Genomic DNA, 22341 nt, shown 5'->3' with positions numbered 1-22341 from the left:
TTTGCCTATCAACATTTTAAAAATTTTAAATAAAATCTAGGCGACAGCTTTTATAAAATATTTTTATTTTTTAAGTAAATATGTCACTCAATCAAGAACGTCTCCCTGAAGCGATCGGTGAATCCGATGCCTTTCTCGCCTTTCAGGACCAGCTCAGTACGGTCGCACCTGTAGAGCGGCCTGTCCTACTCATAGGCGAACGGGGGACCGGTAAAGAACTGGCAGCGAGTCGCGTCCATTTTCTGTCACAACGCTGGGACGGTCCAATGATCACGCTCAACTGCGCCTCTTTGCCTGAAACGATTCTCGAGTCAGAACTCTTTGGTCATGAAGCTGGTGCTTTCACAGGAGCCACCAAACGGCGCAAAGGGAGATTCGAAGAGGCGCATGGCGGCACGCTTTTTCTCGACGAGATCGGCCAAGTGCCCATGGCAGTGCAAGAAAAGATCCTCCGCGTGGTCGAGTATGGGACCTTCGAACGTGTGGGATCCAATCAAGCTATTACGGTCGACGTGCGTATCATTGGTGCCACCAATGCAGACTTACCAGCTCTGGTCAAAGCTGATAAGTTCAAGGCTGACCTTCTGGATCGTCTTTCCTTCGAAGTCCTCTTTCTCCCCCCGTTACGCGAACGCGGCGAAGACATCCTTGTCCTGGCACAGCACTTTGCGGGTCGCATGGCTGACGAGCTCGGTCGCGATCCCTGGGTCCGCATCAGCCCCCGCGCAGAGAAGCAACTGCTCACTCACCCATGGCCCGGCAATATCCGGGAACTCAAAAACACCATCGAACGCGCCGTGGTCCACAGCACCGGCGAGGAGATTACCCAGATACAAACAAACCCTTTCGCCAATCCATGGGCAGCCCCTCCACCTACCAGCGACAGAAGCGACTCAAAAACCGCAATCCTCAAAGACCCAACTTCCTTTCACTGGAGTCTAAGCGACGGCGATCTCAAAACTCATGTAGACGGGCTAGAACGCCACGCCATCGAGACAGCCCTCAAGGCCCATCGACACAAACCCACAGCTGCCGCCGAAGCCCTTGGGCTCAACTACCACCAACTCCGCAACCTCATCCGAAAGCACAACTTGAAAGCCTAGATGACCGAACAAGCATTTACGGAGTCGAATGGCAGGGTCAATATTACGGGATTCTCAGGACTGGGTGTAATTGAAACAGCGGGGAGATTGCCCCAACTGCCTTTGTTGTTGTTGAGCCGCTCTGTCGGCTCGCGGGTTGCGTATCGATTGGAACGACCGCCCAAGCAACAGGCCACCGGCGGCGACAAAGCACCGCCCTCCAGCGGTTTTCGTTGTCGCTATCGTGGTCGTTGGCGTAGTCGACGGGATCTCGACAACGATCACGACAACGACAACGATCCCTACCTCGATCCAAATCGAAGACGCGAGCCGACCAGAGCGCCCCAACCACGACAAGGGCACCGACGGGTAACAGGGATAGCGAGTAATAGCTCCTCTCTTTTACGGTGATCGTTGTATATCCAGTGCAAAGAACTCCCCGTCCCCTCAATTGCACCCGTCAGGACTTTTTTAGCTTCACTAAATCGCGGCTGATGACTTCACACGCGCCATCAAACTTTTCTAGCGTGAGTTCAAAATTATCAGTCGGATAACCCAAAGCCTGTTCCTTAAGAAGACCGATCGCGATCTCTTCTCCCATCCGAATGCTATCGAAATAATCAGAGTAATAGTGCACGCCGCCCATATTACGCCCGATCGAGATGTTGGCTGCCAATTTATTAAGCTCGCCCCCCACAGTGAGTGGAGCACTCAGGCCCGTATCAGGCACCAACTCTGAGCCATCATCACTTGCCATGAATGCCATAGGAGCAGCGTTTTCAACTGCTCCGATTGAAAGCCCACCGTCTTTTTTGAAGAACACCGCATCCGTATTAAAAAATGCTTTCAGAATAGTCACACACGCCCCAGCCACAGTCGCATGCCCTGCACCATAAGCTGGGTGCATCGGTGACCCCTCTTGAAATGCCATCGGTAAGAACGCTGACTTATTCGTATTGAGGGCGCGTATCTCAGTAAGCGTCGGCTTCAAATCGCCTTCCATCTTGGAAAACTTGGAGAAAGTAGCCTCTGTAACCGAATTTTCTAGGTTATCCAACAAAGCCATACGCGCCGCAAGTGCCTCAGGCCGCAGGCGTCGGTGGACATTGAACTTTTGATATCTGACTGCTTTCAGCGCTCGGGTCGCCACCTCCGTGACGAGACTCAAAATATGCGGTCCGCCATAGAGAGCGAAGCCCCCAGCAGCACGGTAGGTAAAAGGATCCGGAATTTCGGTACGGCCTCCAGACAGGGCGTCGAATCGCTCATCAAAGGGCGCTCCATAGCTCAAGAGAAGTAAGCAAGCATTCAGGTAGGCCTGGTAGAGCGCGTCGTCGTGAACATAGGTCGCTAAATCCCGAGGAGTCGCCATAAACCGGCGCTGGGCGCTACGATCAAAGAGCACCCCATTGTCACGCACATTGCCGCCATCCTGGACTTTTATCCAGCTCTCCAAGTCTGTCATGTAATTGACCCCAGCTTGAGCGACCGGTACGCGTTGGTCGATTCGCTGCGCGCCATAGTTAATGTAGCCTGACAACGGCCCAAACTCTTCCTTCCCCTGTTCCAAGGAGCGGCTTCCAATGAGCATGAATTGCGATAGATAAGGCCCAAAATCGACTCCTTTCGATGACCCACGAAACACATTTTGTGCGGAAAGTCTACGCCCGCTAGCATCCATCATACGCTTGCGAAACCCCTTATCGAGGAGGCGCTCGAGTCGGGTGACAGAGCCGTCAACTTTTCTACCATTTTCCCCGGCTTGTTTTTCCCGGAATGCAGAAAAGGGCACGTCTCTCAGCAAGGCCAATTCATAGACTTCTGCCATTTCAAGCGTCAACTCGTCGTCACCAAGCTGAGGCGCTTTCTGCATGGTAACAGCTTGTGCATCTGGCCCTTGTAAATCAAAAACCTGGCCCGCAGTAGGCGCCTCCCATGGGCGTCCTTCTTCAAGTGTCGAAGGGACCTCTTGAGTGAAGGGCTCATCACCATCATCCCTTTTGACGAATCCCTCAACAATCGCTTTTCGGTAGGCTTCGAAATCCGCTGGCTTTGAGACTAGCCCCGTATCCTTATCATGTTTCAGCCCCTTGGTGAAGCTCATCGCGAATGAATCAGCCGCACCGATTTTTTCTTCGACGTAGTTTATGTCGGGGCGGTGCTCAGGGTGGATATCTTCGCGCTGCGCTAAGGCGTCCAAGGCACGTTTCGTAGCAAACTGTGCGGCTTCGATGCGATAGGCTTCACTCGCAGCAACGCGGTCTGTGAAACTCTCGTGCGGAGGCTTAACCGTGGAGGTTTCTACGATTTCATTCACTTCGGTTTTTTCAGACATAGACAGATCAGTAGGTTTGTTAGACTAGACTTTACTTGAGCGCGACCCGAATGGCCGCTTCTTCAATACGCCTACCGTCCGAACATTTTTTGAGCTATCGCTAAATAACGTACGTACCGATAGCTATGATACAAATTTTGTCGGTTTAGTTGATGCCTGGTGAAAATAAGCAGACTGGCAGTGGCGGCATTCGGGCCTCGTGAGCGTGTTCGTAGTCTGCTAGGCACCAGTTTCGACAACGACAACGATCGCGAGATAACTGCCCGAATATTCGCGTTAATTCGCGTGCATTAGCGGATTCTTAAAAGAGACCGCCTACATCGACCTTATATCTTTACCGCCTTAGCCAGCGTGAAGACTGCGCGACACTCCACTGGTATTTGCGTGCGTGCTCGCGGATGAAAAAGGGCATGTTGACGGCCGTCTGGAAGGCGAAGTCTTTACCGAGAATTTCCTTGAGACCCGGAAGAGTCTCTCCGGTTTCGGGCGTGCCGCCGATCCAGTTGATCTCAGGGGTGAATGCCTCCATCCATGTCAATGGCGTGTTGATGATGAGCAGGCCGCCCGGGTTGAGTAGACCCGGCAGACGCTCAAGGAATTTCATTGGATCAGTGAGGCGGCAGATAAGGTTGGCTGCGAGCACGACATCAAACTGCCCCAAGTGATCACGTAGATCCATGGCATCGCCCTGTTCAAAAGTCACGCGGTCCGCATGGGCACAGTCTGGAATGAGGGCTGTGGCAGCTTCAGTAGTCTTTCCCTCTACCGTGTAACGGTAATCAACCGACCCAGCACTTTTGAGATCATTAGCCGCATCGATGAATTTATGTGCATAGTCGATACCGATCACCTCAGAACATACCTTCGACAGCTCGAAACTCGAACGGCCTACCGCGCAGCCGATATCGAGCGCCCGTGCATTTTCCGGCAGAGTGTGGTCAGATAAGGGCTCCGAGACACAGCGGACGGCGTAATCCAGGGCTTCCTTAGGACCAAAAGGCCACGGAAGAACTTCACGGGCAGTGCCGTAGTGAAAAAGGAGATACTGGGTGAGTAGCTCGTCGGATTCGTATGGGTTTTCAGTCATGAACAGAGAGAGATTTCTATAATGAAAAAGGACCCGCGAAATACAGGCCCTTTTTACTCAATGAATTGTTTTGAAAACTAGACGGCAGTAACCATCTCAAGCTTGTCCTTAAGGTAGGCAGCCTGTTCGTAGTTTTCCATGAGCACAGTCACATCACCATCGCGATACATGCGCACTTGAGGGACCCTTACTTCTGGAGTTTTGTGAGGTGCATAGAGCACATCATCATGAGAAGCATTGAGCTTACTCTTGAACAATTCCGGTGTCAGGTGCCCACCCAAGTGATCACTCCGGCCGGTAGCGACATGAATCGTGCCTCGGATCTTCTCATCTTGGATATCACGACCAGAAAACGGCAGCACTTGGGTGCCAAAGCCGAGCTCGCCGATAGCACCTGTCATCGGATCAGATTTAAGCTTTTCGTTGTGCTCACGGATCAGATCGTAATTACCGTAAAGGAGACGAGAGCTTGTGATAAAGCCGTTCGTCACGGACAGCAGCCCGAGGGTGCCCTCTTCGTATTTAAAGGGGAATTTACCCTCAGCGCTTGTCGGTACGAAATAGACTTCACCCGCCGGGAGGTTAGCTACGTCGGGCTTCCCAGGAGGGCATAGGCCATGTGACTTTTGCGCTTCCTGTTGGCTACACTCGAGACGGAGCGTTGTCCGTTGTCCTTCGACCTCAAAATCTATCTCAAAGGCGTCAGCGCGTGTGAGCGCTAGCCGTTGAATCTCGGCCTCTTCAGAAATTTGGTCGTAATCTACCGACAAACCGGAATCGACAATGATCTGGTTGAGCCCGTGCATCGTTGCGCCACGGAAACCAAATTTCTTAGCCGCGGCGGTTAGCGGAGCTGTGGCAGACCAGGTGGTTATGCAGAGAATGATACCGTAATTCTGATAGATATCCTTCTCTAAGCTCAGTTCATTGCCCTCTGGATCGAAGCACGGGTCATCGTAATCGAGGTTCGAACCGCCAGCTTCTTTGTAGGCGAAAATATCCCCACCGGTGTAATTAAGATCTTCAAGCGCACCCGCTTTGAAGCCCTTGTAGAACACCTCGTGCCCATAGTTCTGGATTGAGAGCGATGGATCGTCTAAAAATGCGAAGTCTTTGATGTCCTGCGGATTAGGCAGATCGATCAAGATGCAGAGTTTTTCTCCGGAGCCCTCTCCGAAACAAGTGCGCATGAGGCGCTGGATAGAAAAGGGCGGAAACGAATATTTACTGAAGTCAGCCATAGTATTTTTGTGTTTTGAATGAATGAAGTGTGGAGGGCAGAGAGGCACAGCTTCAGACATCAAAAGATGTGTCCTTGGCCCTCGCACGAACGCTAGGACATTCAGTAACGGCTAAAGTTCAAGGTTTGTGATGTATTTATTTTAGAGATCAACTGGTAGCGATCAAAGAAGACCAACCAAACCCGATCACCGACACCCGTTAACATTGCTCAAGGAAGTCTCGCGATTTCAACAAGCCTCGCTTTTCGCCCGCTTCCGAACCGTTAAAATCTTCGTCTTCAAGTTCTATGCTCACGCATCCTTCATAGCCGCGATCCTTCAACTTTTCTAAAATTTCACGCCAAGATATGACACCGGCACCCGGAACACAGTATCTCCAGTGAGCACCCCCGAATTCATGCAGCTTCGATAGCGCGGGCTTGGGCACCTCGATCTCGATCAATCAGTCCTTTCCGACCTGCCAGATCGACGGAGCCAAGCCCACAACCAGAATTGATCACGCGCCGTCCAAGATCTAAATCTTCCGGTTTGAGGTCCACACAGCCAAAGCGCGCCGATTCAAAAAAACTCCCAGAGGCGCATTTTATCCTGCTGCCAAGCGTGCCAACCACGACGAAACCCGATTTCAAAATGTCCTGTATGTGTTCGAGCGGTATCCATGCTATGCCCTCTACATTTAGACGCGTTACTACGCAAAACGTGATGTCTCAGCCACTTTTGCAGATAATCTAAGCCTCACACCTCAACACCCTCGCTTCAATTCACGATGCCCGATGTCGCGGCGCAGGGTTTTACCTTTCCACAATATTTCATCGCAAGCAGCGTAGGCGGCGCTGGCAGCGGACTGAATATCGGTCCCAAATCCAGTTACCCCAAGAACGCGCCCTCCGCTCGTGACGATGCGCCCGTCGGTGCCGAGCTCCGTCCCTGCATGATAAACAAATGCGTTTTTCGGAAGTGACTCAGGAAATGTGATGGGGTCGCCCTTAGCATAACTGCCCGGATAGCCCCCCGCTGCGAGCACCACCACCATGCTGAAACCGTCTTTGATCGGCAAGCGATCAGGTAAGGGCTCACCACGAGCTGCCGCATTGAGAATCGGGACGATATCAGTGTCGATCATCGGCAGGAGCACTTGTGTCTCGGGATCGCCAAAACGCACGTTAAACTCGACCACTTTCGGTCCAGAAGGCGTAAGCATCAGTCCGATATAAAGCGTGCCCCGGTACGGCATTTGATCCGCGGCAAAACCCGCCATCGTCGGAGCGATAATCTCGCGTTCTATTTGCTCCATCATTTGGTTATTTACGGCCCCTGTCGGAGCATAAGCGCCCATGCCTCCCGTATTGAGCCCCGTATCCCCCTCGCCAATGCGCTTGTGGTCCTGGCTCATGGGCATGATCAGATAATTTCCATCCGAAACGATCAGGTGCAGCGACGCCTCTTCGCCAGTCATGAACTCCTCGATAACGACCGTCTTCCCGCTCTCACCAAAGGCATCCCCCGAGAGCATCTCGCACAGCGTCTGTTCCGCAGTGGCACGATCCTCGGCGATGATCACGCCTTTTCCCGCAGCCAAGCCACTGGCTTTAATGACGAGAGGAAAGCTCTGGCTGTCCAGATAGCCCAAAGCCGCATCAAGATCGGAAAACGTCTGATATGCCGCCGTGGGCACCGCATGGCGCTGAAGAAAGTCTTTGCAAAACGCCTTACTCGCCTCAAGCCGCGCACCGTGCTCCTTGGGGCCAAACACCGGAATGCCTTCAGCATCCAGCGCATCGGCCAAACCCAGGCTCAACGGCACCTCGGGCCCACAAATCACAAGATCAGCCGCAAACCCTTTGGCATAGTCAACGATCGCATCGATATCCGTAACCGAGATATCCACACACTCCACCACCTGACGCATGCCGCCATTCCCCGGCAAAGCGACAACAGTGGCGACTTCAGAACTCTTCAAACAGGCCTCGACCAGGGCGTGCTCGCGCCCTCCAGACCCGACGACAATAATTTTTAGTGGCATAGCTGGTTGTAAATAGACTCCGAGAGAAAGAAGAACATCGCCCAGGGTAAATAGTATTTCATGCCTCCTCATGCAGCCCCCGCTTGCGGTTGGGGCATTCATCACTTGCATAAAGTCTATGCCAAACCGACTGAAGGACACCAAAAGTCTTTACCTGAAACAACATGCCGACAATCCGGTGGACTGGTGGCCGTGGTGTCCTGAGGCCTTTGAGGAGGCAAAGAAACGTGACGTGCCCGTGCTGATATCGATAGGGTATTCCGCTTGCCACTGGTGCCACGTCATGGCGCACGAATCTTTTGAAGACGAGTATATCGCCGGCTTGATGAATAAACACTTCGTCAACATCAAGGTAGACCGCGAAGAGCATCCTGAAGTCGATCAAATCTACATGGATGCAGTGACCATGATCACCCAAAGCGGAGGCTGGCCCCTCAACGCCTTCTGCCTCCCCGACAGGCGGCCCTTTTTTGGCGGCACCTACTTCCCACCCGACGACCGCCGAGGCGGCCAAATCATTCCTTGGCCTCAGCTCCTGATGCGGATCTCCGAACACTTCAAAAAGTCGCGCAAAGACTGTGAGGAAAATGGGGCCAACATCCTCAAAAATATCAGCCACCAAAACGATGCCTACGTGCGTCAGGCCAAGTCTTTCGACCCACAAATCCTCTTTGATGCAGCTCAACACATCGCCGAAACCCACGACGATGAATACGGTGGCTTCGGCGGGGCGCCTAAGTTTCCGCCGTCCATGACCATAGATTTTCTGATGGCAGTGCGGGCGACCCGCAAATGTGAGCAGGACTCCCAGCTGGCAGAACGCATCGATCAAGTGGTCAATACCACGCTCCACGGCATGGCCCACGGCGGCATCTTCGACCAAGTCGGAGGCGGGTTTTGCCGCTACAGTGTAGACAAGTTTTGGCTCATTCCCCACTTCGAGAAAATGGGCTACGACAACGGTCTGCTCCTCGATGCATACGCCAAAGCATTCCTCCGCTATCAGGACGCACTTTACCCCTTAGTCCTCTCCGAAACCATCACCTGGCTCAATCGCGAGATGCGCTGCGATGCAGGCGGTTTTTACGCCAGCCTGGGTGCAGATTCTGAGGGCAAAGAAGGTATTTTCTACTGCTGGACACCCGAGCAGGTGAAGGCCGTCTTGGGTGAGGACGACGCCAAAGAGTTTTGCAAAATCTACCACATCACTTCGTCCGGCACATTCGAAGATGGGCTCTCAAACCCAGCCCTGGCCACAAACGATATCCAAAAACGCCAATCCCTCGCCGATGTCAGAGAACAGCTCCTCGCAGCCCGCGAACAACGCGTGCGTCCGGGCTGCGACACCAAGCGCCTCACCTCTTGGAATGCCCTATTGGCACGCGGTATCGCAGAGGCTGGGTTTGCTCTCAACCATTGGCCGTGGGTTGAGCTGGCTGTCAACACGGCCTCCTGGATTTGGGCAGAAATGACCGGAGAAGATGGCGCAGTGTATCGCGTCGCCTACCCCGAAGGACGCTCTGACGAACCGGGCACCCTCCAGGATTACACCTACACGGCGGAAGCATTTCTCTCTATCGCATCGCGTATCGAGCTCTATCGCCCCGGCGCGGCACAGCCTTGGATAGATCGGGCTCAAGCCATCACCGACTACGCCATACACCACTTCAGCGATAGCGAAAAGGCAGGCTATTTCTTCACTAGCCAAGACCAAACCGATCTGGCTGTCCGCAAAAAGGAATGGCACGACAATGCCATCCCATCGAGCAACGGGGCGCTCATGCACATTTTCTCCAGTCTCCACGCGCTCACCGGCGATGGGAAATACCGCGCAGAGCTCGAACGCCTCGTCGAAGTCGCCCCGGCGCTCATCGCCCACGTCTCCAGCTCTGCCGCTCACGCCATGTCGGCCATCGTCAGCGACCTCATGGGGGTCGCCGTTATCCGCATGAATGGCACCGAAACGGTTCAGCCGACACTGATCGAACTACTCGGCGAAAAACCCTGGCGCCGCGCTTATTTTTTACCCTCCGAAGATCCCAATCAGTCCGATGGTTTTCAACTCTGCATCGGCACGCATTGCACGGTGCCGACCATCGACCCGGAAGCCTTGGCTGAGGAGCTGAGCTGAAGCTATTTAGGTCTAAAGAGTAATAAAGACACCTGGGAACGCCAAGCCCCAGCTTGGCATTCCCAGGTAGAAAAGTCCTACTCCGCAGGGATCACTGGCAGCACGATATGGCTCGGATACATCTGGCTGGCAAATATCTTCTGGTCGGCCACCCGGAGTTCCGTAGTTTCACCAAAAGGTGCACCCGTATTGGGATTCCGATTTAAGCGTGGAAAATTACTGCTGGTGATGTCAACCCGCAGGCGCTCGCCCGGTTGCAGGACATAACTCGTGGCCCACACATCGATGGTGTATTCCAAAATTGCCCCGGGCTCGACGAGCTTGGGTGTATCGAAGCCCTCGCGATAGCGCGCACGGATGACTCCATCGACCAGGTTAAAGCTGAAACCGTCTGGCCTGACCACGACTAGCTTCACCATAAAATCGGTATCCGGCCCATCTGTAGATGCATGAAGCTTTGCAACCAATGGTCCCGTGATCTCCATCTTCGTTTCAAAGGATTCCGTAACAAAACGTAGGATATCGGTCCGGTCATCCAACACACGCTGATCCCGAGGTCCACGCACCTCCGAGCGCATGATGTTTCCTCCCAGGGTTGGCACGGGATCGTTTGGATCGTAGGTATAGCCCATAAACACCTCTCCAGCTGCCTCAGGCATCTCTGAAGACAGGCTACCGTCTGGATGAAAATAGTAGTTCGTATATTTCGTCCGAGCCAGCGGCCACTCATGTTCATATCGCCAGGTGTTGTCGCCCATGACAAAAATACGAATCGGCGGCTCCTCAGGAAGCGGCTCACCCTTCATCCAATGCGCAAACCACTCTAGGTGTAGCGCATCCCAATCGATGATCGCCTCTTCGCCGAAATCCAAATCGCCCGTGGTGCTCGAGCGATTCCAGCCATGCGGCCATGGACCAATCACGAGGCGCTGATTTTGCCGCGCCTCCTCAGTGCGCGCTTCCTCAGTCATGGTGACATAGCTCCCCACCGTGCTCCGCAAAAACGCATCATACCAGCCCCCGATATTTAGGGCCGGAACCGACATCTCCGGCGCACGTGCCTCAAGGTTCAGCGGACGCCAGTAGCTGTCATAACTCGGATGGTCGAGCCAATCTCGGAAGTGGCGCACATCGAAGCCCAGAGCCTGATCAAGCGTTTTGAGGGGTAGATGATCCACGCCCCCGATCCAGTCTACCGGGTATGTTTGGTTGGTACGGGCTCCTACCAGACCGATCCCCCAACTCGCTCGGCTCAACAGAGAGAAAGCCCCCCCAGGGTAAGCCACATCCCGATAATAATTTCCAGGGCTGACCGCTGGTGCAATGGCTACCAGTGCCGGATTATCATTCAGCGCAGCCAACCATTGCACCGAGGCCAAGTAACTGCTGCCAAACATACCAACTTGCCCATCGCTCCAAGGCTGCTTCGCGATCCATTTGATGGCATCATCCCCATCGTTTTGTTCGGCGAAATAAGGGTACCACTCGCCGCCTGAATCGTAGCGCCCCCGACAAATCTGATAGACAAACGCATAGCCATTAGCCGTCGCAAGCCGCGCATAACGCTGCCGCACCGCCTGACCGCCATTGCCATAAATATCACGCACAAACAACGTCGGAAACGGTCCGCCCGAGGCATCAGGGAGATAAATATCGGTGGCCAGCTCGACACCATCCCGCATCGGGACGCCCACCTTATAACTCTTTTGAACCGTCTCCGGAAACTCAGGTTCGTCTGCCCACGCACACGTCAGCCCAAGCACACCTATCAATAAACTGACCGCAAAATTCTTCATAATGAGGCGGCAAGCAAAGCCTGTTCCAGCCGGGTTAGGGGCTTTGTGCTCTAAAATTGCCGGATTAGTTTTTTAGAAACACAACCGGCTACGACCAAGCGCCGCCCTCCAGAGCATTTAGCTGCGGTCACATCTCGGCGAGTCGCTCAACCGCCTGCGCCGGCGAAAGCACACAAACCGGCCTGCATAAATCGTCGGGAAAGTGAGCCAGATTCCCAGTCACCAATATTTTATCAGTTGTCGCGTTTGCTGCCTCAAGAAATGCCAAATCGTCTGGATCCGGCATGCGTACTTTTACGCTAATCGGACTCACTTGATCTACAGGTCCAAACAACTCTAACAAGGAAGCAACCTGCTGCGGTTGAAATCGAAATTTAGGCCGCAGAAGTACGGCACGATACTCAGAGAGTATGGGAGCAGACCACATGAGTCGTATCCGGCCATTGACGGCTGCTCGGACGATCGCATCGCAGTTTCCCCCAGCAGACAGAGCAGCCGAGACAAGCACTTTGGTATCGATCACCCAGCTTGGTGCGCTCATTCCTAGCTGCCGGCCAAATCATCAGCTTGCCGTTCAGACCGAACGGATGAAGTCTCACCAATGATATCTTCCATCGTAAGCGCTGAAGCCCCGGAACGTGCAGCGTCAGCCTGCATCGCGTCTAAGGACCGCCCCAGCAACAGTCGCCGCAGTATATCTAAATCTTCTTCGATTCCTCGACCGCTGGTAGGGACTAAGTAAGCCGTTGGAGTCCCATTCTGAGTGATAATTTGAGGACCTTCTTCGGAAACTTTCGCCATCACTTTTCCGGGTTGCCGAGAGAGTTCGCGAGTCGAAATAAAGGAGATCATGGATGATTTGTCTGACAAATGTCTGACAAAGTCAATTTTTTAACTGCAGTCTGCTTGAACCGAGCATGATTATAACCACGTCGACTTTCACCAAATGTCTTTATTGTAATCGTCCAGCCTTGTTGGGGAGCTCGCCTCCGATACAAACACGATGTTTATTGTCCTTTTCCGACCTGGCATTTACGGAAAAATAAAGCCATCGAAGTCCAAGAAAGTGCATGCAGCGCCCACTCGACCATCAACGTGATTTAATATTTTCTCTCCGACCTTACCAGCAGCAGGTTCTGGATGAAATTGCTGATTCGATACAAAAGGGCTCGAAGAAATATCATCTCATCGCCCCACCCGGTTCAGGCAAGACGATCATTGGTTTAGCGGCCCTTTTTCTCACTCGATCGAAAGGAGTCATATTTTCTCCCAACAATGCTATTCAAGCTCAATGGGTTAAGCGTTTCGAAGAATCGACTGACCACATCAACTCAACAGCACTAGACGACTCTTGGATGAGTCCAGTAGCTAACTCAGGCGCGACTTTTCTTTCCCTTACTTACCAATCGGTAGCTATACGCGATCTCAAATCGAATGGAAATCACGAGAATGCACAAGCCACTATAGATCAACTCATTGCTGGGAATTACCGTGTTTTGGTGTTGGACGAGTGCCACCACATCACCGGCTTTTGGGGAGAAGTGATCGAACACATAATAGAGCAACTTGACGACCCTTTCATCATCTCTCTCACAGCGACACCACCTATAGAGGTCGCCCCCAAGGCGCTCAATCGCTACCTGCGTATTGCTGGGCCAGTCAGAAAAGAAATACCCCTTCCTGCGGTGGTAAGACAGGGAGACCTGGCCCCCTACCAAGATTTAGTCTATTTCACACATCCCGGAGAAGACGAGTTGGACCAGCTTGAAGCGGCTGATCAAGAGCTGAATACTTTGCTAAATCAGCTCGAGACTCCAGAATATCCGCGGCAGCGATTGGCAAATTGGATCTACGACTGTCTCGATCAATCAAAATATCGAGGAGAGATTCTGCCATTCCCGGATTGGATGCGCAAGCACCCCGACGCGGCGATTGCTTATGTTCGGTACCTCAAACGCGCGAAGCTCGAACCCCCAATCAACGCCATTTGGATAGATGAGATGGCATCGCCGTGCGACACTGATGATCTAGCTCTGGTATTAGCCGACTTCAGAAAGTACCATCTCGAACCCCTTAAGGGGACGGTTAAGGATCTCATTCAGAATTTAGATGACGTGATGGGCCGCCTGGGTTTTCGATTCTCCCGTTCAAACTATCAGTCTACGAATTCTGGCACTGCGCGCGCCCTTACCTTATCCAGAAGCAAATTAGTCGGGCTTCAGGAAATACTCCGTCAAGAATTAGGTTACCAGATGGACAGCATGCGCGCTTTAGTCCTCGTAGACTACGAATTCGGACGAGAAGGATGTGACGGCATCACCGCGATCGATGTTATGGATGCCGTGACACACTGCGATGACGTCGACCAGCTCGATCCAATAATGATCACTGGACGCTCCCTTTTAATCGATGACGATTTCCTAGAGCCATTTATAGCCCTCGCGGCAGCATACCGCAAACGGCGTGCGCTCAAATTCGAACTCATATCAGAACCGGAACAAGGTTATTTTCGAGTATCAGGAAACGGTCCCGACTGGAATACACGTATTCGAGTAAGCCTTATCACCGAAATTTTCGAAAGCGGCCTATCTCGATTGCTGATCAGCACGCGCAGCCTGCTGGGAGAGGGTTGGGACTCACAATCCTTAAATACTCTAGTCGACCTGACCGCGATCTCTGCCTTTGTGAGCGTCAACCAAATCCGCGGACGATCAATCCGTAAAGACCCGCAAATGCTCACTAAATGCGCCAATAACTGGGATATCGTGACGATCGCGCCAGGAACAGGCTTTGGACTACATGACCTGCATCGCCTCGAGGCCAAACACGCGCAATTCTATGGCGTAAGCGATGATGGAGTTATCGAAAAAGGGCTTGGGCATATTCACCCGCTATTAGGAAAAGGACGACACACCCAAATCGCCCCAATCACTACGGAGCTGAATAGCGAAATGCTGGATCGCGCGAGCCAACGCGACATAGCCAGAGAACTTTGGAAAGTAGGCACCCCTTATCGCAATACTGATATGCACTGCTTAGAGATCCAACCTGAGTCTGTCAGACCGGCTCAGTCGACTCGCAGCCAATATACGTGGATTGAAGAAGTAAAAATTAACCTAGAAGAGAGCCGCCCACAATACCGCCTCATACAGCTGTTAACGTCGATTGCTGGCACCCTACCGGGTGCCTTGCTTTTTTGGACACTTCAAAACTCAATGACCCTTGCAATATCTGCGCTAGGATCAGCCTCAGCAATCATACTTTGCCATCAGCAACGACAAAAAGAAGCCCGCCACCACTTGGAGGAAGCAGAGCGACAGGGAAACAAGTCTCATAAAACCATACTAAGTTTTGCCTATGCTTTACTCGCTACGCTCAGGGAACTGGATCAGATTAGCCGCGATATAACATGTGAAGCCATTGAGTTACTGGAGCGTAAAAATGGGTTTTATCGTATCGTGCTGCATGGTAGCACTGAGGCAGAGTCGAAGGTATTCTCCGAATCCCTTTACGAAGTCCTCGGGCCCTATCAAAACAACAAATACATTATAGAGCGTCAGCAGATTTCAGTTGAATTAACAGGCCTCAGCCTCGCTCAAATACTGGGAAAAAAGATGGTGCCTTTCGATACGATCGCATGCCATCCAGTACCTTTTTCCTGCTCCAGGAAAAAAGCCGATGTTCAAATATTCCAGAAATTCTGGAATCAGTATGTCAGTCCAGGAAGGACCTATTACACCCGCCAAGGAAGTGGAAAAGAATTCGCCCAAGCCTGGTTCATGAAAAATCCAGTCGAACTCAAACGATCTAAGAAAATCGTCTGGGAGTAGGCTGAAGCACACCTATCAATAAAATGACCGCAAAATTCTTCGGCAAAGCCTGTTCCAGCCGGGTTTGGAGTCTTTGACTACAGCTAAATGATCACTTGATGGCCCGGTTCCAACGGAGCATAGCCTGCTGAGCTTCGATCGAGGTTTCTAAAGCGTCAAAATATTCCTCGGTCGTCGATGCCACACGAAACCCCAATACGCGCCGGTAAGCCGGCTCATCTATCGAGTCGAGAAGCTCGGCATACAAATCGAGCAAGACACTCTCCAGGATGAGCAAACGTTCCACAGCCAGTTCATATTCCCGGGATCCGTTTTTCTTCGGAAAAGTAGAGGCATTCACGAGTTCGACAGACTCATCATGTAGTTCGAAAAGACGCGCAATGTCTTTGAGGGCTTTGTCCATAGGAATGGTTTCGCCCAAATTGATTTCAGAAGCATAATTTGCCATGCGCACATGCTCGTCCTGACCCGCTAAACATTTAGCCTCCACAGATTCCGCAAAGCTCAGCAGCCCCTTCCGGTCATAATGACGATATCCAATGATATAAGTAGCTAAACCTACTAACAATAACAGCAGAAAGAGTGCTCCACGCATGGCGCGAATCAGCTGCGAAGTCCGGAAAAAGTCAAAGCTAGATAACCGTAGTTCTTAAAGAGGGGTGTGATTTCGACTGTTCAAAACACTCTCTCATTGCGAAATACATGACGACAGAAATCCCCTCTTTGGGTTGATCTCGCGTCTGGCATTCGGCCCCCTCAGCGAGGCGGCCCTACCGATCCAGATGCCGTTTCAGGTAGGGCGTTTTCGCCGAAAGCGCCGCACAGTCGACTACCGGATTCTCTAAGGGACAAATGCAATCCAAAAGCTATATATTACCGATAGAAGTTCTCTACTAACATAGGCTGCTGACAGCGATCGAAATCACACCCCTTAAAGGACCTAGTCCTAAGCGCACAAGGGTCAGGGAGACAGTAGCTCTAAATTTTTCTGTGCAATTCTGCGTCTTCCGCGGCCAAAAATACTAGAAGTAGTTTCACCGGTTCTTAATATTTGAATCAACAATGCTCCCTAACAAAGCGTCTGAGCTCTCTAGGAGAACGGATGTGATAGATGGCTTTATTGCCTCGGTGAGCATCAATTAGGCTTAACAAGCGATCTCGCATCTGGGTGTGGATTCTCCAGATCATCTCGAATATCTCCCGCGTTACCTTGGACAAGTCGCAGCCCTTTGGAGTATCGACCCGATCTGGAGCAATGAAAGCCTTGAGCTGTCGTTTAGCCGCAAACCAGAAGTGAACCCATACCGCATGATCCACAAAGATAATGGTATCCGCCCTTTCGAAACGCAGCTCAATTGAGCGCCATGACCCCCAGCCGTCAATAATCCAAAGATCCTTCTCCTGAATCGCATCCAGCGCCGAGTCTAGAGCCTCGCGAGGGGTCAGCGTCCATCCCGGCCGCCACTGCAGTTTATCCACAGTAGTGAGTGGAAGCCGCTTCGACTGGGCTAGCCCACGACACAGGGTCGATTTGCCTCCCCCGACATTACCGATGATTGCTACCCGACACATATGCGTAATCCCAAATATAATACATTGACCAGTCCCCTTACTCCTCGCCCTCAAAATAGTCGACATCTTCAGTCTGCACGACGCGAAACTCGGGCTTAATGTGACGCTTACCCGTTTTAGGGTAGCGAGTGACGTCCGCCGGGTGATGGTCAGCGATAACAAAATACTGGAGCGGAGTATCGCCCGTATTTTCCAACTGGTGCGCATCACCGGGCGGGCAAATCAAATGGTCGCCTGCAATCACTTCAGTGGGCTCATCAGATTCGTTCCACATGACACCACTCCCCGACAAAAAAATGTAATACTCCCATTGGGCCGCGTGCGCATGAAGCGGATAGTTTTTCTTGCCCGGAGGCAATTCAGACAACTCAACATCAAAGGGATGCCCCCCTCCAAAAGTCCCCTGATCCTTGACCCCTCCTAATGCCAAAGACAGGTGCTGTCGTTTCAGTTCAAAAATACCCTTCGGAGATTTAAAATCTGCTCGCGGTATATCTGATGCATTAATCTTCTTCATATCATAAATCTTCAAGGTCCTCGCCACGGATTATCTAAGCGCGGGCCAGCCATCTCAAAATCCTTCACATTGCGAGTCACAAGGTGAAACCCATGCTGCAAAGCAATCGCCGCCATCCAACCATCGCTCACATTAATTGGGCGGCCACCTTTCTGACAATTTGCGGTAACCACACCCCAGATACGTGCAGTTTCAGCGTCGGCGGTTACGATATTTGCACCGTATGACTCTTCAAGCTGACCCAGCCACAGATGCAACGATCGCTTCTTTCTGCCTTCATCCAACAACTCAATGCCCCGCTGAATCTCACCCAGAGTGATAATACTGACGAACAAGAGTTCCGGTGATACACCTTCAAAAAACTCCAGAACTCCCAGATCTGGATGCGGACGGCGCAACTCTGACAAGAAGCAAGTGTCGAGAAGATACCTCATAGTTCAACGTCTCGCGGAAGATCAGGAGAACGTGATAAATCAACCTCGTCGAGCGACGGGCAGCTGAGAAGAAACTCCTTAAAATCCGTCCGCTTTCCGCTGAGTTCTAAATAACTTTTCTTCGAAATCACAACCACCGCAGCATCGCGCCGCTGAACCTCCTGCGGTTTGTCTTCTAAAGCCAAACGAACGACCTCACTGAAACGATTTTTTGCATCCGCTAATTTCCAAGCCATCTTTCTAAAATAGCTAGATGATCTAGATTGTCAAAATAACTAGAGTTAATATTTTGTTTCTTTGCGGAGATTCTCCCCTCACGTGATCTTGGCTTTAACAATGGGGCACGACAAAGCGCGCCCCACCTGTCATTAAGCATAATCCGCCAATTCCAAGTCACCACGGAGCATACCCGACAATCGCCTCAAACTTTCTTGGGGGCGGTGCTTTGTCGCCGCCGCTCGTATCTCCCAAACAGTTTCCGTCAATTGAAAGGCAGGGTGTCCTAGAGAAACCCATCCATACTTTCTGCCAGCCCACCGTCCCGAAAGCGTCGGAACCAGACTCTCGCGTACCGTTCCCTCAGCGAGGCATCGGCATGCTTGCTTCCGAGCAGAGCCAAAATCAGCCCAAGCTCCTCCATAATTTTCTCCGCATCCTGGCAGCGCAAATCGATGGATTCTAAGTCGGCGTCCAAACGGCTCAGCTCTTCCCTAAAAGTAGATAGATCTAAACGAATACCCAGTTCCTCCAAATCATTCGAAAACGGTGATTCGCGCAGTCTTGAGTAGAGCAAACTGCGATTGAACCGACGCGTTCCTAGGCGTTCATCCAAGCGTCCGATATCACAGAGCCACGAACCCAGCACCCCCGCCGTATCTTCGAACACAAATTGATCGAGCGCTGCCACCACATCTACGCTAACCTCTGAATTCCAAAATCGACCGGCTCCTAAAACAAGACCGGGAAGCAGCGTCGGCCAGGGCTGAGCATGGCCTTGATCACCCCAGTGGGTCAGCAACAGACCACGAGCGCCATGCTTCATGGCAGCATCAGCCGCTTGCGGAATGTTCTGTTCAGCCAGGCCATAGCGACCGGTATAGCTCAGCCAGGTGCTATCACCCGGAGCTACCACAAAAGGTATCCCGGCTTCGCGCAAACAGCCGCATTGTTCGTCAAACGGATGATCGGCCTCATAGCCCCACAGAACAGCAACTGCATTCTCCGGTATCTCATCCAGGCGATCGGGATGCTCCAACGCTGCATCAGCCCAGAAATACATTTCCTTACCGCGCCTTTGTGTTTCCCCACCAATTTGTTTAAGAAAACCAAAAAATAGATCGGCGCGCGACTTGCCAGGGAACAATCGACGGCTCTTCCCTTGCCCCAATTCCCAAGGCTCATCGCAACCCACATTGAATTTTCCACTCGAAAAGCAAGGCATCAATTGATCATAGAGCCCGCGCACTAGATCCAGAGACTCGGGTGTCGGGCAAAGCGTGCTCCCCACCGTCTTTTTAACCCGACTGATCGGATGTACAAAGCCCTCAGGACATTCGGCCAAATGGTGATACTCCGGGTGCTTCAACCAACGTTCAAAATGCCCGAAGGAATTCTGATTAGGCACCAACTCAATAAAGCGATCGCGACAATACGCATCTAATTCATGAATCTCTTCAGCAGTAAAGGGACTGCTATCACGCCACACAGCTTCATGTCCCACATAGGCAAAGGTGTGTTCAGTGTAGAGCTGAAGCTGGTTATATTTAAAGCTAGATAACAAATCGATGAAGTGGCGCATCGTCGCCATCGTAGGCACCCGACAACGACTGACATCCAGCATATATCCTCGCTCCTTAAAAGCCGGTGCGTCTTCAATCACCAGGCAGGGCAAAGCCTCAGGATATTGCTTCTGAATCTGAGACAAAGTCTGTCGGCCATAGAACAATCCGGCAGCATCTCCGGCTTCAATGACAATAGCCGACTCAGTGATCTCGAGACGGTAAGCTTCCGGTCTAAGTTTCTTCGATGAAATGTCTGTCTGACATTCTGGCTCATTTAACTTACAATAACCCTGCCAAATCAATACTTTCTGGGGTTGGGGCAAAAGCATCATACGCGCAGCAACAAACCACTATTTTACCTTCGCATGGGGAATATTTGGACTCTTTGGGTCGACTGTAATGGATCGCCTACCTGGATTCACAATCAAGTCCATATCTTCCATAGGAACCGCGCCTAAAAGAGTTTCGTCGCCCAGCACCAAAGCACCTACGAAACAAGATCGCCCCAATAGTGACACCCTGATTGGCCCCACATAGGGCACACTCTTTCTGCGGCCGTCTGCAACGGTAACTTCTCGCAACGACTCCTGCTGTAATTCCAACTGTATCGCAACATGCTCGGGAATACACAGAGTGAGCGCACCCGTATCTGCCAACGCATTCACGATTACAGGACTTAAAGCATCCTGCCGTGGATTCGATAATTCGATTTCAGCGTAAACGTGTCCCATAAATTACCAGGATTACACAAAGCACCTTCAAGGATCAAGCCGCTCTTTTTTGGACAAAAACGCAAAGAGAGAAGCCAAAAAATAGGTCGTCCCGGTGCCGATGACGATCAACCAGGTCCAGGCCAGGCCAATGACCTCAACCTTGATCAACACCAGGAAAGTCCCTGTTAGCAGCACGGCGATACAGGCAGCGATCATATTACCCCGGTCCATCGCCGACCCTTGTTTACTGACACCGAGGAGGAATAAGCCAAGCAGAGCACCGTAGGTCACGCTACTGACCTGAAAAGCCAGCCAGAGAAACTCCTCCCCTGTCTCACCTAATAACCAAGCAATCAAACCAAGAAAAAGGGCGAAGACTAGAGTCATAGCTCTTGATAACCGGATTGGCGCAGCATTTGGCCCTTCCTTTCTAAATGGTTCAATGAAGTCCTTAATCGCGGAAGAACTCAGCGCAGCCATTGCCGAATCCAAGCTCGACATGGCTGCAGCTAAAACACCCGCCAATAACAAACCTCTGAGCCCAGCTGGAGCGAGTTCAGAAATGAAGGTTGGGAATGCATCATTCCCCCCTTCGAGTGCTAGCAATGCCTGGACTTCGGCAGTCTGAGCATACGCGAAGAGTCCAATGCCTACCATGAGGAACAACGCTGCAATCGGCATTGCAATAAAACCGCTGAGTATCAAGCTGCGCTGCGCCTGCTGTGCACTCCGAGCAGCCAAAAGGCGCTGAGTCAAATCCTGGTCCGTACCCAAAGCAGCTGTGGTCTGGATAAAACCAAAACCCAATGCCAGCCAGAGGACATTGGCATGACTGAACCAGGCTGCGAACCCTTCTTCGACAGGAGTAAAACGCAGTATCTCAAAGCGACCGGCTTCTGAGGCGATACTCGAAAACGCCTCCCAGCCCACCGTGTTGAGCAAATAGGTCAGTACAGCAAAGCCCGCCGAAATAAAGACAATCGCCTGAATGCAGTCTGTCCAAATCACGGCCCGGATGCCACCAGCCCCAGTATAAATGAGCGCCAGTAAGACAAAACCTGGGATACTCCACTCCAACGGAATACCCAAAATGATACTCAGCCCACTCGCAGCAATCATGAGTCGCACTCCCGATGCTAACAAACGAGTGAGTAAAAATAAAAACGATCCCGTTTTCTGGCTCAATGGCCCAAAACGTTGACCAAGAAATTCATAGATACTCACACACCCTGCTCGATAAAATGCCGCAACAAAGACACCCGCCACAAAGAAACGGGCTAAGATCGAGCCTATCCCCATCTGGAGATAATTCATGTTCTCAGAGAACCCAACGCCCGGCACGGCCAAGAACGTCGCCGCGCTGACCTCAGTCGCCACCAGCGAGCCCAACACCGCCCACCACGGCACCTGCCGCCCCGCGACAAAAAACTCATCGGAAGTCCGATCCCGCCGGCCGGCATACACCCCGACTCCTACAACGGTCAGTAGGTATCCGGAGACGATTATGATATCAATCGGGCTCATTTGAGAAAAACAGTCACAACCAAAGAAAAACTACAAGCCCATCGCTATCGCTGTCGTTGTCGTTGTCGTTGTCGTTGTCGTTGTCGTTGTCGTTGTCGTTGTCGAAAAACCTGAAATCCTAGAGTCCAAAGAAATCTACTTCAGACCCCAAATTTAATTCAATTCGTGAACCACTGTGTCTCGATTACGACAACGACAACGATCACGACAACGATGTGTCGTCCTGAAATAGGTTGTCATTTCATACACGAAATCGAAACCAATGAAGGCAGCTA

Annotated in this window: 20 protein-coding genes; 4 read left to right on the top strand and 16 right to left on the bottom strand. The window is 51.9% G+C overall.

The features are described 5' to 3' along the window. The first annotated feature begins 80 nt into the window (after positions 1 to 80). On the top strand, positions 81 to 1103 hold the full coding sequence (gene pspF / locus HRU10_08665) for a phage shock protein operon transcriptional activator (protein ID NRA27306.1): 1023 nt from the start codon (positions 81 to 83) through the stop codon (positions 1101 to 1103). Positions 1104 to 1239: 136 nt separating this feature from the next. Continuing rightward, entirely contained in the window at positions 1240 to 1455 is a 216-nt protein-coding gene (locus HRU10_08660) for a hypothetical protein (GenBank protein ID NRA27305.1), read from the top strand. An 87-nt stretch (positions 1456 to 1542) separates the two neighbouring features. On the opposite strand, the gene HRU10_08655 is transcribed toward HRU10_08660, so the two are convergent. The 5 genes from HRU10_08655 to purD all read right to left on the bottom strand — a co-directional run bounded on the left by HRU10_08655 (position 1543) and on the right by purD (position 7768). Beyond that, the gene (locus tag HRU10_08655) at positions 1543 to 3390 is read right to left on the bottom strand and encodes a vanadium-dependent haloperoxidase (GenBank protein NRA27304.1); all 1848 of its coding nucleotides are present in this window, start codon (positions 3388 to 3390) and stop codon (positions 1543 to 1545) included. Between the two features lie 361 nt (positions 3391 to 3751). Then, complete coding sequence (locus tag HRU10_08650) at positions 3752 to 4504, bottom strand: putative 4-mercaptohistidine N1-methyltransferase (protein NRA27303.1); 753 nt, start codon at positions 4502 to 4504, stop codon at positions 3752 to 3754. A 77-nt stretch (positions 4505 to 4581) separates the two neighbouring features. Next, positions 4582 to 5745, bottom strand: coding sequence for a hypothetical protein (locus HRU10_08645; protein ID NRA27302.1), 1164 nt, complete (start codon positions 5743 to 5745; stop codon positions 4582 to 4584). A 199-nt stretch (positions 5746 to 5944) separates the two neighbouring features. Continuing rightward, a complete protein-coding gene (locus HRU10_08640) occupies positions 5945 to 6187 on the bottom strand; it encodes a hypothetical protein (GenBank protein ID NRA27301.1) in 243 nt (80 codons plus the stop codon). A gap of 300 nt (positions 6188 to 6487) precedes the next feature. Further along, positions 6488 to 7768: a phosphoribosylamine--glycine ligase gene (purD, locus tag HRU10_08635; protein NRA27300.1), complete on the bottom strand. Its 1281-nt coding sequence runs from the start codon at positions 7766 to 7768 to the stop codon at positions 6488 to 6490. Between the two features lie 118 nt (positions 7769 to 7886). Here purD and HRU10_08630 point away from each other — a divergent pair, with 118 nt between their 5' ends. Next, a complete protein-coding gene (locus tag HRU10_08630; GenBank protein NRA27299.1) occupies positions 7887 to 9899 on the top strand; it encodes a thioredoxin domain-containing protein in 2013 nt (670 codons plus the stop codon). A 77-nt stretch (positions 9900 to 9976) separates the two neighbouring features. Here the strand turns inward: HRU10_08630 and HRU10_08625 are convergent, their stop codons facing one another. The 3 genes from HRU10_08625 to HRU10_08615 all read right to left on the bottom strand — a co-directional run bounded on the left by HRU10_08625 (position 9977) and on the right by HRU10_08615 (position 12547). Next, positions 9977 to 11695: a CocE/NonD family hydrolase gene (locus HRU10_08625; GenBank protein NRA27298.1), complete on the bottom strand. Its 1719-nt coding sequence runs from the start codon at positions 11693 to 11695 to the stop codon at positions 9977 to 9979. A 127-nt stretch (positions 11696 to 11822) separates the two neighbouring features. Next, complete coding sequence (locus tag HRU10_08620; protein ID NRA27297.1) at positions 11823 to 12236, bottom strand: putative toxin-antitoxin system toxin component, PIN family; 414 nt, start codon at positions 12234 to 12236, stop codon at positions 11823 to 11825. Between the two features lie 2 nt (positions 12237 to 12238). Further along, the gene (locus HRU10_08615) at positions 12239 to 12547 is read right to left on the bottom strand and encodes a type II toxin-antitoxin system prevent-host-death family antitoxin (protein ID NRA27296.1); all 309 of its coding nucleotides are present in this window, start codon (positions 12545 to 12547) and stop codon (positions 12239 to 12241) included. Between the two features lie 218 nt (positions 12548 to 12765). Between HRU10_08615 and HRU10_08610 the strand changes: the two genes are divergently transcribed. Beyond that, a complete protein-coding gene (locus HRU10_08610; protein ID NRA27295.1) occupies positions 12766 to 15525 on the top strand; it encodes a DEAD/DEAH box helicase family protein in 2760 nt (919 codons plus the stop codon). A gap of 91 nt (positions 15526 to 15616) precedes the next feature. Here HRU10_08610 and HRU10_08605 read toward each other — a convergent pair whose 3' ends face one another. From HRU10_08605 to HRU10_08570, 8 genes are all read right to left on the bottom strand, one after another. Next, entirely contained in the window at positions 15617 to 16120 is a 504-nt protein-coding gene (locus HRU10_08605; protein NRA27294.1) for a hypothetical protein, read from the bottom strand. Between the two features lie 461 nt (positions 16121 to 16581). Beyond that, on the bottom strand, positions 16582 to 17097 hold the full coding sequence (locus HRU10_08600; protein ID NRA27293.1) for a flagellar protein FlaR: 516 nt from the start codon (positions 17095 to 17097) through the stop codon (positions 16582 to 16584). Positions 17098 to 17134: 37 nt separating this feature from the next. Then, positions 17135 to 17614 (bottom strand): cupin domain-containing protein, encoded by a 480-nt coding sequence (locus HRU10_08595; protein ID NRA27292.1) that lies wholly within the window; start codon positions 17612 to 17614, stop codon positions 17135 to 17137. An 11-nt stretch (positions 17615 to 17625) separates the two neighbouring features. Further along, positions 17626 to 18048, bottom strand: coding sequence for a type II toxin-antitoxin system VapC family toxin (locus HRU10_08590; GenBank protein ID NRA27291.1), 423 nt, complete (start codon positions 18046 to 18048; stop codon positions 17626 to 17628). After that, complete coding sequence (locus tag HRU10_08585; GenBank protein ID NRA27290.1) at positions 18045 to 18284, bottom strand: type II toxin-antitoxin system prevent-host-death family antitoxin; 240 nt, start codon at positions 18282 to 18284, stop codon at positions 18045 to 18047. The genes HRU10_08590 and HRU10_08585 overlap by 4 nt, the downstream gene beginning before the upstream one ends. 266 nt (positions 18285 to 18550) lie before the next feature. Continuing rightward, complete coding sequence (locus HRU10_08580; GenBank protein NRA27289.1) at positions 18551 to 20161, bottom strand: family 20 glycosylhydrolase; 1611 nt, start codon at positions 20159 to 20161, stop codon at positions 18551 to 18553. A gap of 18 nt (positions 20162 to 20179) precedes the next feature. Then, complete coding sequence (locus HRU10_08575) at positions 20180 to 20560, bottom strand: clan AA aspartic protease (GenBank protein NRA27288.1); 381 nt, start codon at positions 20558 to 20560, stop codon at positions 20180 to 20182. A 27-nt stretch (positions 20561 to 20587) separates the two neighbouring features. Then, positions 20588 to 22066 (bottom strand): sodium/solute symporter, encoded by a 1479-nt coding sequence (locus HRU10_08570; GenBank protein NRA27287.1) that lies wholly within the window; start codon positions 22064 to 22066, stop codon positions 20588 to 20590. Positions 22067 to 22341 lie beyond the last annotated feature (275 nt).

The organism is Opitutales bacterium (assembly GCA_013215165.1).
Lineage (GTDB): Bacteria > Verrucomicrobiota > Verrucomicrobiia > Opitutales > JABSRG01 > JABSRG01.
The sequence above is the reverse complement of the archived record's forward strand: the minus strand, read 5'-3'. Positions and strand labels throughout refer to the sequence as shown.

Coding starts and splice junctions, on each gene's coding strand:
- pspF (NRA27306.1), top strand. CDS start 81: ATGTCACTCAATCAAGAACGTCTCCCTGAAGCGATCGGTGAATCCGAT.
- HRU10_08650 (NRA27303.1), bottom strand. CDS start 4,504: ATGACTGAAAACCCATACGAATCCGACGAGCTACTCACCCAGTATCTC.
- HRU10_08645 (NRA27302.1), bottom strand. CDS start 5,745: ATGGCTGACTTCAGTAAATATTCGTTTCCGCCCTTTTCTATCCAGCGC.
- purD (NRA27300.1), bottom strand. CDS start 7,768: ATGCCACTAAAAATTATTGTCGTCGGGTCTGGAGGGCGCGAGCACGCC.
- HRU10_08630 (NRA27299.1), top strand. CDS start 7,887: ATGCCAAACCGACTGAAGGACACCAAAAGTCTTTACCTGAAACAACAT.
- HRU10_08625 (NRA27298.1), bottom strand. CDS start 11,695: ATGAAGAATTTTGCGGTCAGTTTATTGATAGGTGTGCTTGGGCTGACG.
- HRU10_08620 (NRA27297.1), bottom strand. CDS start 12,236: ATGAGCGCACCAAGCTGGGTGATCGATACCAAAGTGCTTGTCTCGGCT.
- HRU10_08615 (NRA27296.1), bottom strand. CDS start 12,547: ATGATCTCCTTTATTTCGACTCGCGAACTCTCTCGGCAACCCGGAAAA.
- HRU10_08610 (NRA27295.1), top strand. CDS start 12,766: ATGCAGCGCCCACTCGACCATCAACGTGATTTAATATTTTCTCTCCGA.
- HRU10_08605 (NRA27294.1), bottom strand. CDS start 16,120: ATGCGTGGAGCACTCTTTCTGCTGTTATTGTTAGTAGGTTTAGCTACT.
- HRU10_08600 (NRA27293.1), bottom strand. CDS start 17,097: ATGTGTCGGGTAGCAATCATCGGTAATGTCGGGGGAGGCAAATCGACC.
- HRU10_08595 (NRA27292.1), bottom strand. CDS start 17,614: ATGAAGAAGATTAATGCATCAGATATACCGCGAGCAGATTTTAAATCT.
- HRU10_08590 (NRA27291.1), bottom strand. CDS start 18,048: ATGAGGTATCTTCTCGACACTTGCTTCTTGTCAGAGTTGCGCCGTCCG.
- HRU10_08585 (NRA27290.1), bottom strand. CDS start 18,284: ATGGCTTGGAAATTAGCGGATGCAAAAAATCGTTTCAGTGAGGTCGTT.
- HRU10_08580 (NRA27289.1), bottom strand. CDS start 20,161: ATGATGCTTTTGCCCCAACCCCAGAAAGTATTGATTTGGCAGGGTTAT.
- HRU10_08575 (NRA27288.1), bottom strand. CDS start 20,560: ATGGGACACGTTTACGCTGAAATCGAATTATCGAATCCACGGCAGGAT.
- HRU10_08570 (NRA27287.1), bottom strand. CDS start 22,066: ATGAGCCCGATTGATATCATAATCGTCTCCGGATACCTACTGACCGTT.